General features: G+C 45.6%; 11 protein-coding genes and 1 pseudogene. 5 read left to right on the top strand and 7 right to left on the bottom strand.

Annotation, left to right across the window (positions count from 1 at the left end):
- Positions 1 to 246: hypothetical protein (locus QUA62_RS28055; protein ID WP_333408093.1), on the top strand; the 246-nt coding region annotated here is incomplete at its 5' end.
- Here the strand turns inward: QUA62_RS28055 and QUA62_RS29555 are convergent.
- The 5 genes and pseudogenes from QUA62_RS29555 to QUA62_RS28035 form a co-directional block, all read right to left on the bottom strand.
- Positions 148 to 651, bottom strand: a pseudogene (locus QUA62_RS29555) (transposase); the annotation flags it as partial. The gene QUA62_RS28055 and the pseudogene QUA62_RS29555 sit on opposite strands and share 99 nt — an antisense overlap.
- A 386-nt stretch (positions 652 to 1,037) precedes the next feature.
- Positions 1,038 to 1,208 (bottom strand): hypothetical protein, encoded by a 171-nt coding sequence (locus QUA62_RS28050; protein ID WP_333408092.1) that lies wholly within the window; start codon positions 1,206 to 1,208, stop codon positions 1,038 to 1,040.
- 494 nt (positions 1,209 to 1,702) lie between these two features.
- Positions 1,703 to 1,996 carry a DUF3288 family protein gene (locus QUA62_RS28045; RefSeq protein ID WP_190657093.1) on the bottom strand — a complete coding sequence of 98 codons (294 nt, stop codon included), beginning with the start codon at positions 1,994 to 1,996 and terminating at the stop codon, positions 1,703 to 1,705.
- A gap of 99 nt (positions 1,997 to 2,095) precedes the next feature.
- Positions 2,096 to 3,004, bottom strand: coding sequence for a hypothetical protein (locus QUA62_RS28040; RefSeq protein ID WP_333408091.1), 909 nt, complete (start codon positions 3,002 to 3,004; stop codon positions 2,096 to 2,098).
- A 55-nt stretch (positions 3,005 to 3,059) separates the two neighbouring features.
- Entirely contained in the window at positions 3,060 to 3,629 is a 570-nt protein-coding gene (locus tag QUA62_RS28035) for a tetratricopeptide repeat protein (RefSeq protein WP_333408090.1), read from the bottom strand.
- Positions 3,630 to 3,799: 170 nt separating this feature from the next.
- On the opposite strand from QUA62_RS28035, the gene QUA62_RS28030 reads away from it, so the two are divergent.
- Positions 3,800 to 4,540: an SDR family oxidoreductase gene (locus tag QUA62_RS28030; RefSeq protein ID WP_333408089.1), complete on the top strand. Its 741-nt coding sequence runs from the start codon at positions 3,800 to 3,802 to the stop codon at positions 4,538 to 4,540.
- Between the two features lie 308 nt (positions 4,541 to 4,848).
- Here the strand turns inward: QUA62_RS28030 and QUA62_RS28025 are convergent, their stop codons facing one another.
- Positions 4,849 to 6,894 carry a serine/threonine-protein kinase gene (locus tag QUA62_RS28025; RefSeq protein ID WP_333283773.1) on the bottom strand — a complete coding sequence of 682 codons (2,046 nt, stop codon included), beginning with the start codon at positions 6,892 to 6,894 and terminating at the stop codon, positions 4,849 to 4,851.
- 451 nt (positions 6,895 to 7,345) lie between these two features.
- Here QUA62_RS28025 and msrP point away from each other — a divergent pair, with 451 nt between their 5' ends.
- Entirely contained in the window at positions 7,346 to 8,329 is a 984-nt protein-coding gene (gene msrP / locus QUA62_RS28020; protein WP_333408088.1) for a protein-methionine-sulfoxide reductase catalytic subunit MsrP, read from the top strand.
- 242 nt (positions 8,330 to 8,571) lie between these two features.
- Here msrP and miaA read toward each other — a convergent pair whose 3' ends face one another.
- The gene (gene miaA, locus QUA62_RS28015; protein ID WP_333408087.1) at positions 8,572 to 9,492 is read right to left on the bottom strand and encodes a tRNA (adenosine(37)-N6)-dimethylallyltransferase MiaA; all 921 of its coding nucleotides are present in this window, start codon (positions 9,490 to 9,492) and stop codon (positions 8,572 to 8,574) included.
- Positions 9,493 to 9,750: 258 nt separating this feature from the next.
- Between miaA and gyrB the strand changes: the two genes are divergently transcribed.
- Entirely contained in the window at positions 9,751 to 11,691 is a 1,941-nt protein-coding gene (gene gyrB / locus QUA62_RS28010; protein ID WP_006634660.1) for a DNA topoisomerase (ATP-hydrolyzing) subunit B, read from the top strand.
- A gap of 234 nt (positions 11,692 to 11,925) precedes the next feature.
- On the top strand, positions 11,926 to 12,642 hold the full coding sequence (locus QUA62_RS28005; protein WP_333408086.1) for a heme oxygenase (biliverdin-producing): 717 nt from the start codon (positions 11,926 to 11,928) through the stop codon (positions 12,640 to 12,642).
- The last annotated feature ends 229 nt before the right edge of the window (positions 12,643 to 12,871 follow it).

Below are 12,871 nucleotides of genomic sequence, written 5' to 3'. Positions count from 1 at the left end.
TGCCTATTTTTTTTTAGCACACATTGGCTCAATCCTTACAAAGGTATGGGTTTCAGGCTGGTTGTTACCCCCCCAGGTCTTTCAACCCATTACTACCTAATTGATTGTAACGACGAACTAAGCGATATAGCAATCCTAAATGATTTTCTATGTATAAGTGTACTGATGAATTTTGGGCAAATCAAATTTATGTTCCTTAGTGAAGAACTCAAACAAAAATTTGATAATCTTAAAAGACCTACATAAATACCAATACTTTCTTAAAAAGTTTTTAGCTGGTAACCAAATATCTTCAACGGGATTCTGTTGGGGCGAATTGGGAGCAAATAAAATACAAGTAATTGACCAATCTGACGGTGCTTTATCACTATTTAGTAATGCTAAAAAATCTCTAAATTCTCCATATTTATGAGAACTAGCTCCATCCCAAATTAAGATTATTCTCCGTTTTTGATATTTATTTTGTAAGTGTTTAATGAATTTAACTGTTGATTTTCCCTCTCCCGATGGATAACTTTGAACGTGGAATTGTTTGCTTTGATAATTCAGGGTCCCAAAATAAGTTGGTCTATTTTTTTCATTGGTAATAGGAACTTCAATTCTCCGATCGGATTGACCCCAAACGTAGCCTGTCAGATCGCCATGAAGTAGATGACATTCATCTCAAAACAATACTATTATTTCCCCAGATTCTATGCCCGCCTTGTTTTTGGATAAAATATCGTTAATTTATTCCCGCTTTTTCTTTACCAGTTCGTCATCGGATTTGGGATTAATTTTTTGAGTCTTTTTCCAACTAATATTGGCAGCAGCGAAAAGTTCATGCAGGGCTCTGTTTTGATTTACATATCACACCAAACTCTTGTTCTACATAAGTCACTAACTCCTCTAAGTTCCAAGATTGTTTATTCTTTAACCACTCGACTACTACATCCGTTTGTCCCTCTGTCAAATACCATGCCGAGCCTTTATATCCTAGTTTTATTCCTTCGACTCCTTGGGTTTTAAAAATCTTTTTCCAATAACCAACAAAGAATTCACTTACACATAACCGAAAAGCTAATTTTATGGTACAGCTTACCTTCAAGCGCCATCCTGACAGCTATTGCTCGTTTTAGTTCTCTTGCATTGATATCGCTTTTAATGAAAGATTCTAATTGGGGTATTTCTTTTTCCATGTCTTTTTGTGGCAGTTGTAAGTTATTCATTCTTTTTGTCATCATCAAGTATTGCATATAATTGTATCATAATCAAGATTATGATTTAGGATTGCTATAGCAAAACCATTTGATTTGTAAACAATGGGTTCAATCATCACAAACGTTTCAGGTCGTTCTACATTCACGACTCCAATAGACTTGCTATATAATTGTACCGTACTCATGATAATGATTTAGGATTGCTATAACATATTTTTTTGGATAGGCAAGCCTGTAACAATTCTGCTGCCTATCTTTTTTTTACCACAACACAGCTCAATCTTTACCCCATCTGGGTTTGGGGTGGGTTTTCACCCTCCCAGGAATCACCACCATAAAATAAAAGTTTCAGGGCGATCCCATAGCTGCAAGCAAAGCTTACGAGGCACAGGCTCTGCCCAACCAAATCAAGGGTTTTAGGCTACGACCTAAAAAGTTTTCCGACTATTGTCTTAACCGCCAAGCCGGTTCGCTGTTGCTATAAATGTTAATTTTTGAGTGTCTTAAAGCCAATCTTCTTGATCGCTTTTTTGCTTTCTATAAACCTCACCTTGGGCGTGAATTTTACGGGTTTGTTCGTAAAGAGTTTCTTCGGTATAATTCCATTTTTGCAGGACTTTTTTTAAGTCTGCTTGGATATCTCTAGCGCCGGGAAAGCCTCGGTAGCGAATTATTAATCTTGCTAATTCCGATAAATTGTAGTCGTTTGCTTCTGAGGCTAATAAAGTATTGACACTGGCTCGATCGCGCTTGTATTGCGGATGCTGCTGATCTTGAGTTTTTTCTACTGAATCCATACTATTTATGTTTCCCAATCATTTAGAATACCGAGATACCCGGCTTCTTCAAGAAGTCAGGTATCTAATTAGACGTAGGACACGGCGGGGCCTAAGCCCCTACTGCACTTCTTCAGTCAGCCCCAGAAATTTTTGTGTTTGTTGAGTAATACCAAATAGTCGATCGCCGTGACAAAAGATTTCCCAAGCGCGAATTCCCATAAAACCAATACCTGCAACCGCCAAGGGCATCGCTGCGGCACCTAAAAGCGCGGCAATGGGGGGAAATATCATGCACAGTGTTAACAGAATGCCAGTAATAACACCACCAGCAATGCCAGCTTTGGCGGTGGCGGTGGCGACTTGTTCGACTAACTCTGACTGGGTAATTTTGCCTTCAACGCACAATAGCGAGTTTTCTAAGATAGAAAATATTAACTCAATTACTGCTGCGGCGATCGCCCCTTTCATTGCAGCCCCAACGATTTCCGCAACTGCTGCTTTAAACGCTGCATCCGCTAAAACTTGCTTAGCGACTGCTAATTCTGCGGCAGTCATGTCTGCACCACCGCGAGCACGATTCACCCAAAAATATTCAAAAACCCCGTTAGCAGCTTCGCTTCCGCCTCCATTGACGTGCGCTTGGATGTGACTCCAATCTTTATCTTGACAGAAGCTGCCAATTGCTTCTGGGCCTTGGACACGAATTTGGGCGGGTATGGATTCAAATACTTTTGCTGCTTCTTGAACATTTCGGATTCCGTCACGCATCCCAGCCCTAGCAAATTTGGATTGCAGATTTGTTGGCAGGTTCTCAAAACGGATGTTATGTGCTATTTTGAAAGCTTCTTGAGTGGCGATCGCCCCAGCACTAACAATTGAACTTGGGGCTGATTGTACCCACGCCGTTAATACAGTTGCACTTTCCTCGAATTTTGCATCAATTTGGTTGCCTAAGTTTTGGATATCGGCAACTTTTTCTTGTACTTTAGCCGTTAGGAATTCGAGCGGATTATGGTTAATTTCCATGTTGCTCCAGCTTGCATCGTTAATGATTGAATTATTTTGACTATAACATTCCTCTTCAGTAAGTGTTATTGTTTACTGAATTGCTTCTATCTTCTAACTCCGGCTGTAAATTCAGAGCTTTTTTTTGATAAAATAAACCTTCATTGATTCGCCCTTCCTCTTCCAAACTTTTGCCTAAATTCCAATAAGCTACGGCTAAATCTGGTTGAAGAGCCATAGATTTTTGATAGTAAGTTATGGCGTCATCGAGCTGGCCTTGTTTGTAAAACATACTGCCCAAGTTAACATAGGCTTCGACCAAATTAGGATCGAATTCTATCGCCTTGGAGTAGGCGCGAATGGCCGCGTCTATTTTGCCTTGGGCTTGCAGGATATTGCCTAGAGTTTTGTAGGCGGCGGGGAAATTCGATTGCTGGCGAAGTGCTTGGTAACATGAGGCGATCGCCTCTGCAAATTTTTGTTGAGCATAATAAACTTCAGCGATCTTGTTGAGTGCGATCGCACTATCCGCTTGAAGGGCTAATATTTTTTGATATTGGGCGATCGCCTCGTCAAGTTTTCCTGATTTCTGGAGGCTCTCGCCCGCTGACAAATACTGCTCTGCTAACTCGGAATTTACGGTCATAGATTTTACTTTAACAGCCGACACTACTTTACCACAAGTGTTAGTTAGTAACCGCGATGTCTAGGGATATTCTGGCTCTTTTAAGTTTTAAATTTGTTTCTGTACTGGAATGGAAAAAAATAGTATGATTATTTTGAACCGCCATCAACGCTAATTGCAGAGGAAATCTCATGCCATCACTAGCAGGAAAAGTGGCAATTGTGACCGGTGCATCGCGGGGAATTGGACGCGCGATCGCCCTGCGATTATCCCAAGAAGGGGCATCAGTGGTCATCAACTACGCCAGAGGCGCAGATCAGGCGAAAGATGTTGTGTCAGCGATTGAAGCAGCAGGCGGCAAAGCATTAGCCGTGCAAGCCGATGTCAGCAAAACCGCAGAAATTCGCGATTTGTTCGATCGCACTCTGGAAACCTATTCACAAGTCGATATTTTAGTCAATAATGCAGGAGTAATTCTTTACAAACCTCTAGCGGAAGTTACCGAAGCAGAGTTTGATAATCTGTTTGCAATTAACGTCAAAGGCACGTTTTTTGCTTGTCAAGAAGCTGCTAAACGCATGGCGGAGGGAGGAAGAATTGTTAATTTTTCCAGTTCGACAACGGCGATGCTACTGCCAACTTATGGGGCTTATGTGGCGACAAAAGGCGCGGTAGAACAGCTAACTCGATCGCTGGCTAAGGAATTGGGCGATCGCCAAATTACAGTCAATGTGGTTTCTCCGGGCCCAACGGATACAGAACTCTTCACTGTTGGCAAAACTGCTGAACAAATACAAAGATTTACTCAAATGGCTGCTTTGGGAAGACTTGGAAAAGTTGAAGATATTGCCGATGTGACGGCTTTTTTGTGCAGCGAACAAGCCCGCTGGATTACTGGACAAAATATCCGCGTTAACGGCGGCATTGCCTAAAGATATACTTCAGTCAGCTTGCAGTGGACTTCGTTTGTATAGCAGCGATGTCAAGAGACTGTTGGTTAATCAACCAGGGGTTTCACCACTTATCCCTAAAAATGGTAGATCGGGAGTAAATGTCTAATTGACCATATAGCTGTTAACTACCAAGAGCGAAGGCAAATGCTGCCTTCCCGAGGTGGGGGGTAACCCCTCTGCGAAATCGCCAACAGTCTCTTTCAATCGCCGAGTTTAAGAATCCTCAACCAAAATCTTTGATTTGGCTGGGGATTCTTCAACTTTGATGGGGCGGACAACCAAACAAATCAAGGAGACAACCGCCATACCTTAATCGTGTCGTCAAAACTGCCACTGATCAGAGTTTTGTCTTGAGGATTAAAAGCCAATTCCACCCAAGTAGAATGACCCTTCAGCGTGCCGGCGATTTCGCCCGAACTCATGTGCCACAGCTTGATAGTCCCGCTCAAATCGGCGCTAGCGAGTTTGTCTCCGTCCGGACTGAAAGCTAGAGACTGAATTCGATCGGCATGACCGTTAAAAATCACTTCACCCGAGGGTGCGGACCAGTGTTCCTTGGTAATATCCCAAATCCTCACCGTATTGTCCCAGCCCCCACTGCCCAAAATTTTACCGTCAGGGCTGACAGTAAGAGCCGAAACAGCATCAAAATGACCCGTGAGAGTGGCTTGGAATTCCCCAGTCTTCCAATTCCACAGCTTGATAGTACCGTCGCCGTTGCCAGTAAAGAGAGTGTCTTTATAGGGACTGAAAGCCACCGAATGCACCTGGTCAAAAACCCCTTGGAGAGTTTCCAACTCGGCACCGTCTTCGACTTGCCACAGCTTCAAAGTATTATCCTTACCGACGCTGGCGATGGCTTCGCCGTCTGGACTGAAAACCACCGAGAACACGCCGTCTGTGTGTCCGTCCAAAGTCCGAATTAACTTGCCAGAATAGAAATTCCACAATTTAATCGTACCGTCAGCGCTGCCGCTGGCGATCGTCCTGCCGTCGGGACTGACGGCCACCGACCACACAGGCCCCAAATGTCCTGCTAAAACCTTGAGTAGCTTGCCGCGACGCTTGTGCAACAGATGAATTGTACCGTCGTTGTTCCCGCTGACTATCACGCGGCCGTTGGGAGCGACTGCTACCGCCCAAACCGGGTTTTTGTCTCGCTCCGCCAGAGTCCGCACTGCAGGCAGGGACTGCGAGGCGTCACCGTTGAAATCCTGCATCGGGGGCGGATTGAACCGAATTTCGGGAATGCTAGAAACAGGTTCAGAAGAAGTGAAAGCCTGCGGTGCTGGAGATGGCAAGCGAATACCCAGCACTACGAACAGCAGGGCAACCGCACTTGCTCCCCACATCGCTAAAGTCCACTTGGGTTTGCTGAGAATCACGTCTACCGGTGCCGGGCCGTATTTCATGTCTGTGAGAATTGCCTCGGTCGATCCATAGCGTTTTGATGGTTCTCGCTGCACCATTTTATCCAGAATGCGGGCGAGTCGCCCCGAAACTGGTACTTTCAAATAATGCCTCCAGGCCCAACTTTCGGCTTTGATGTCAAACAAATCAAAGGGCGACATTCCCGTTAACAAGTGAATGCAAGTGACGCCCAAACTGTAGATGTCGCTGCTCTTAATCGCTTGACCTTTAATTTGTTCCGGGGCCGCGTATTCGGCAGAACCTGTCACCGTTTCTATTTTCAGCGGCCCGCTGTTTGCCGGAATTGCCGCGCCGAAATCGACTAAAACTAGCCCCGAGGCACTTTCTTGGGACAGGGGGTATAGATCCTCTTTCCCTGCCAAAGCTGGGGATGCTTGGGGAGTTTTCCGGTGAATAATATTCGACGGTTTGATATCTCCGTGAATCAGTTGATGTTCGTGAACAAATTGCAGGACTGGCAACAATTCGCTCAGCAGATACCAAATTTGAATTTCTTTAACAACACCTTTTTCTGAAAGCCGATCGGCTAAATTGCGGCCTTCGATGTATTCTTGCACTAAATACTGGCAGCCTTCGAGTTCAAAAGATGCCAGCAGTTTCGGTATTTGCGGATGTTTCCCCAACTCGTCGAGAACTGAGGCAGAGCCGCGAAATGTCCGGTTTTGGTGTGTGCCACCGTCTGCGGCTGCTGCTGAGCCGCAGAACTGTTGAATGACGCAGCGGGGTTGCGAAGGTTGGTCTTCATCGACTGCTAAGAAGGTGCGGCAAGTGAGACTTTGACCGAGGGTGTGAAAGACTCGGTAGCGGCCTTTTAGCAGCAAGTTCGACTCGCAACTTTTGCAGACTGTCGCGCGATCGAGATTTTGGGGATTCTGGCAATGGGGATTGGTGCAGTAACTCATTTGTCTTTCCGCTGGAGACCCCCGTCCGACATACTGGTTGGTGGGGGAGGAAAGCGGGGCGGTGCGTGCCGCTTCCTGTGGACAAATTAAATAATTGGAATCTTTGCTTTATGATAATTGTTTCCCAGATTTTCGCCACAATTGCTGCGGTCGATCGCGCGTAAATAATTGCTGACTTTCCTGCGAGCGAGGTTTAATAGGTCGATCGTACCGAGTTCATTCGAGCGATCGGCGGGATTTGCTGTTACCGAATTACGTTATACTGTCATGGCGAATACTTTCAGTGCGATCGCAAGCATTGCCAAAGCAATCGCGAGGCATTGCCAAATATCCGCAATTGTTTGTTCTAGGGAGTCAATCTCAAACCTCAAATCTCCAATCTCAAATCGACTAACAGATTAAAACTTAGGCAACTTTTGCCAAACTAACTACTAACTTTTAACTATTACTTATGCCGTTAATTCGCGTTCCCAAACCTTGGGAAATTCTCGAACCCCAAATTACCCCAGAAACAGCATTTCTCAACCGCCGCCGCTTCATGACAAATTTAATTGGCGCAGGCGTGACAGCTTCGCTGCTGCCGCTGGCCGGCTGCCAAAGCAATGCTAGCTCAAAAACTGCTCTGGATCAAAGCTCAACCCAAGCATATTCGGAATTGAGCCGGAATCCCGCCTTTGCAAAAGTCGATCGAGCGATTACCGACGAAGCCTTAGCTACAAAATACAACAATTTTTACGAATACGGCGGCACAAAATCTATTTGGCAACCGGCTCAAGCTTTGCCAACAGAAAACTGGAAAGTAGAAGTAGGCGGTTTAGTAAAAAATCCCCGCACTTATGATATTGACGACCTCTACAAAAAATTTCCTATCGAAGAACGAGTTTATCGATTTCGCTGTGTAGAAGCCTGGGCGATGGTAGTTCCTTGGGTCGGATTTCCCATGAAATTACTGATGGCTGATGTCGAACCGCAATCGAAGGCTAAATTCGTTCGCTTCACCTCATTTTACGATCGCAAGATAACTCCCGGCCCCGGTTTGATGTCGCAATTTTATCCTTGGCCTTATACCGAAGGTCTGCGGGTCGAGGAAATGGCCAACGATTTAGCATTTTTTGCCACAGGCTTGTATGGCCGAAGGCTACCAAAACAAAATGGTGCGCCGTTGCGGCAAGTGATTCCTTGGAAGTACGGTTTTAAGGGCGCAAAGTCGATCGTCAAAATTGAATTTGTCGAACAACAGCCCGCCACTTTTTGGAATACAATCGGTCCCAACGAATACGCTTTTGAAGCAAATGTCGAACCCGACAAACCGCACCCGAGATGGTCGCAGGCCAGCGAACGGGTAGTCGGTCCCGGTAACAGTTGGTCGTGGGAAACTCGCCCGACTTTGCCCTATAACGGTTACGGCGAATATGTGGCGAGTTTGTACAGTTAATTAAGTACGCGAGATGTAATTTGAGGAACAGGCCGATAAGCCTGTTCCTCCACGCTTGTTGACAGTCCAGAAAACTAAATTAAGACAACTAATTACTCCTGAATTCCGGTGAACCTATTAATTTCTATCTTTTCTCTTTTTCGGTACCCTCGGTTTTTTCGGTAGTTCATTAAAACAAATATTTCTTGTTCGCTTCACGATTCATCCTTACTCTAATTGAGAGACTATTCAATCAATTGACATTACATCAGTCTTGATCTGCGTCTCTCAAACTCTTCAACTCTCTGCCAAATTCGCTCCAATAAATCTGGCGTGCTAACATCAAACCATTCAATTTCAGGATAAGCTCGAAACCAGGTGCGCTGTCTCTTCGCAAATTGCCGCGTGTGCAAAATTGTTAATTCTTTGGCTTCTTCAAGCTTAATGTCGCCAGCCAAATATTGTTTCATTTCCTGATAGCCCAGCGTGTTCAACAGTGGCAAGTCGCAGCCGTATTTTTTACACAAATATTCTACTTCAGCAATCCAACCGCGTTCTAGCATTTGTTCGGTGCGCTGTTTGATCCGATCGACCAAAACATCGATCGCGCAATCCAACCCAATTTGTAAAATAGGATAATTGGGCGGATTTTCGCCCTGCTGTTCCGAAATAGAGCGACCGGTCACATAAAATACTTCCAGTGCTCTTAAAGTTCTTACTGGGTCATTGAGGTGAATTTTCTCAGCGGCAGAGCGATCGACCTGTTGCAACATCGCGTAACATTGAGATTGTCCGAGTTCTGCAAGTTGCGATCGCAATTCGGGCATCGGCGCTACCCTCGGAATTTTCAAACCGCGCACGATCGATTTAATATATAAGCCTGTCCCTCCCACCAACAACAGAGGAGGAGACAAGGGAAAATCGACATCACCAATTAATTTTTGAGCTTGCTGCTGGTACTCTGCTAGTGTCAGAGTTTCTGTCGGATCGCAAATGTCAATTAAGTGATGCGGTACACAAGTGCGATCGACTGCCGTCGGTTTTGCGGTTCCGATGTCAAATTCGCGGTACACTTGACGGGAGTCCGCACTCAGGATCGAGGATTGCAGTCGCGAAGCCAAAGCCAAAGCCACTCCAGACTTCCCCGTCGCCGTCGCCCCGCAAATCGTAATTAATCTAGGCATAAGCTGTCGCACATTTCCCTCTAAAAACTCTCAAATCCTCTCCTCTCCATGCTTTCTTCTCTCTCCATCCACTGATTCACCGCGATCGGCCTGGGTAGTCCTCAAGCAATCTCAAAACTATTCCCCTCCCTCCCCCCGATAAATTTCCCTTCAGAAAGCCCTAGCATCGCCTTTAACGGTTTTGTGCTATAATTTTAGGAGTTTTCCCATTTTAGAAGCTTTCGGGGCTTTAGGCCTCATTATTGGAGCTATTTTTGTATGACCAGCAGCTACAGCGCCGACCAGATTCAAGTTCTCGAAGGTCTCGAAGCAGTCCGCAAACGACCGGGGATGTACATCGGTACCACCGGCCCGCGAGGACTCCACCATCTAGTTTACGAGGTTGTGGACAATTCTATTGATGAGGCGCTGGCTGGCCACTGCACTCACATCGAGATTGACATCAACGCCGACGGTTCCGTTACCGTGACAGACGACGGCCGGGGTATTCCGACCGGCATCGTTGCCAAGACTGGCAAATCGGGAATAGAAACAGTAATGACTGTACTCCACGCCGGCGGTAAATTTGGCGGTGGTGGCTACAAGGTTTCTGGAGGATTGCACGGTGTAGGTATTTCTGTTGTTAACGCGCTGTCCGAGTGGGTAGAAGTGACAGTTTGGCGCGACCAAAAAGAACATTTGCAGCGCTACGAAAGAGGCTTTCCAGTTACTGAACTTAATGCCAAGCCCAACAAAGGCACTCGCACCGGCACTTCAGTTTCTTTCTTGCCAGATACTCAAATATTTAGCACTGGCATTGAATTTGATTACACTATACTCGCCGGGCGCTTGCGAGAATTGGGTTACTTGAATGCCGGCGTGAGAATTACCTTTAGCGACCACCGTTTGGAACTGCTCAAAAGTAGCGAACCTCGCATCGAAACATACTGTTACGAGGGCGGAATCAAGGAATATATCGCCTACATGAACCGCGAAAAGCAGCCTCTGCACGAAGAAGTAATCTACGTGCAAGGAGAACGCAACAATGTGCAGATAGAAGTGGCTTTGCAGTGGTGCGTCGATGCTTTTAGTGACAACGTTCTCGGTTTTGCTAACAACATTCGGACGATCGACGGAGGCACGCACTTAGAAGGTTTGAAGGCGGTTTTGACGCGGACGATGAATTCGATCGCCCGCAAGCGCAACAAAATCAAAGAAAACGAGCCCAACCTCGCCGGCGAAAACGTTCGCGAAGGTTTGACAGCAGTCATTTCTGTGAAAGTCCCAGACCCGGAATTTGAAGGCCAAACTAAAACTAAGCTAGGAAATACAGAAGTTCGGGGAATTGTCGATTCCTTAGTAGGCGAAGTATTGACAGAATATTTAGAGTTTCGCCCCCAGGTAGCTGACGCTATTTTGGAAAAAGCAATTCAGGCATTTAAGGCCGCTGAAGCCGCCCGCCGTGCCCGCGATTTAGTGCGCCGAAAATCAGTCTTAGAATCGTCTCCTTTGCCTGGAAAATTAGCGGACTGTAGCTCCAGAGACCCCGCCCTGTCTGAGATATACCTGGTGGAAGGCGATTCCGCAGGCGGATCGGCCAAACAAGGGCGCGATCGCCAATTCCAAGCAATTCTGCCTTTGCGCGGTAAAATTCTCAACATTGAGAAAACCGACGACGCCAAAATCTACAAAAATAACGAAATTCAATCGTTAATTACAGCCCTGGGTTTGGGTATCAAAGGCGAAGAATTCGATCCGGGGCAATTGCGGTATCACCACATCGTAATTATGACTGACGCTGACGTAGATGGTGCTCACATCCGCACCCTGTTGCTGACTTTCTTCTACCGCTATCAGCGCGCACTTGTAGACCAAGGTTACATCTATATTGCTTGTCCTCCTCTCTATAAAGTCGAACGGGGACGGAATCATTATTACTGTTACAGTGATCGCGAAATGAACAATCTCATCCGCAATGAATTTCCGGCGAATGCTAATTACACCATCCAGCGGTTCAAAGGTTTGGGTGAAATGATGCCGACACAGTTGTGGGATACAACGATGAACCCAGAAACTCGGACGCTGAAACGGGTGGAGATTGAAGACGCTGCTGAGGCAGATCGCATCTTTACGATCTTAATGGGCGATCGAGTCGCCCCCCGCCGCGAATTCATCGAAACCTACGGCCCCAAACTCAACCTCCTCGACTTGGACATCTAAATTAGCCATTAGCTAACAGTCGAGGACGAGCGACTAAGGACTAAACTTTTGCAGCAGTTTGAACCCTTGTGCCTTCCGAGGCACAAGGGTTTCTGCCGTTTGAGGTCGGTAGGTTTTGTTATAAAAATTAATACAATCTCTCATCAAATCGATCTAAGGTAAATGCTTAGGTAAATTTTAGATTTTTGGCGCATCCATCAGCTACCACAAAAATAGAAGGTTGGACAATATAGCATGAGCATCAATTTAGCGACCAAATTGCGTGAGGGAACGAAAAAGTCCCACACAATGGCAGAAAACGTCGGTTTTGTCAAGTGTTTTTTAAAAGGCGTTGTAGAAAAAACTTCTTACCGGAAGTTAGTAGGAAACCTCTACTTTGTCTACTCGGCAATGGAAGAGGAAATGGAACACCAAAAGCAGCATCCGGTTGTTTCAAAAATTTACTTTTCTGAGTTGAATCGGAAACAAAGCTTAGAGCAAGATTTATTTTACTACTACGGTGCGAATTGGCGCGAACAAGTAGCTCCGTCAGCCGCAGCTAAAGCTTATGTGGAGCGAATTCGCGAGATTTCGGCAACTGCACCGGAACTGTTAGTAGCTCACTCTTACACTCGCTACCTTGGCGATTTATCCGGCGGACAAATCCTGAAGGGAATTGCCCAGCGCGGGATGAATCTTTCCGAGGGAGAAGGCACTGCTTTCTATGAATTCCAGGATATTCCTGATGAAAAAGAATTCAAAGCTAACTACCGTCAGGCAATGAATGAACTGCCGATTGACGAAGCCACAGCAGAGCGAATTGTTGACGAAGCTAATGCAGCTTTTGGCATGAACATGAAGATGTTCATGGAGTTAGAAGGCAATTTGATTAAAGCAGTTGGTCAGATGCTTTTCAATACCCTGACGCGGAAGCGCGGTGGTGCCAGTACCGAATTGGCTACTGCTGATTGAGCCAACACTCATTGGCAATAATTTGAGCCTCGTTTAAGAGGAAAAACTTAAATCCTGGGGGTTTGATGGCTGCTTTTACAGTCACCAAATCTCCGGGATTTTGCATGGTGGGCGATCGACTTTTTAACTCATATCAAATCCGTTAGCATGGGAATATAGCAATCCTATATGAATTGTGAAAAGGCATCAAATCTTTTCAAGTTAGGAAAATTGAAAAGATTATATTTAG

Source organism: Microcoleus sp. MON1_C1, assembly GCF_036701945.1.
Classification (GTDB): domain Bacteria; phylum Cyanobacteriota; class Cyanobacteriia; order Cyanobacteriales; family Microcoleaceae; genus Microcoleus.
This window is presented reverse-complemented; position numbering and strand designations above follow the sequence as displayed.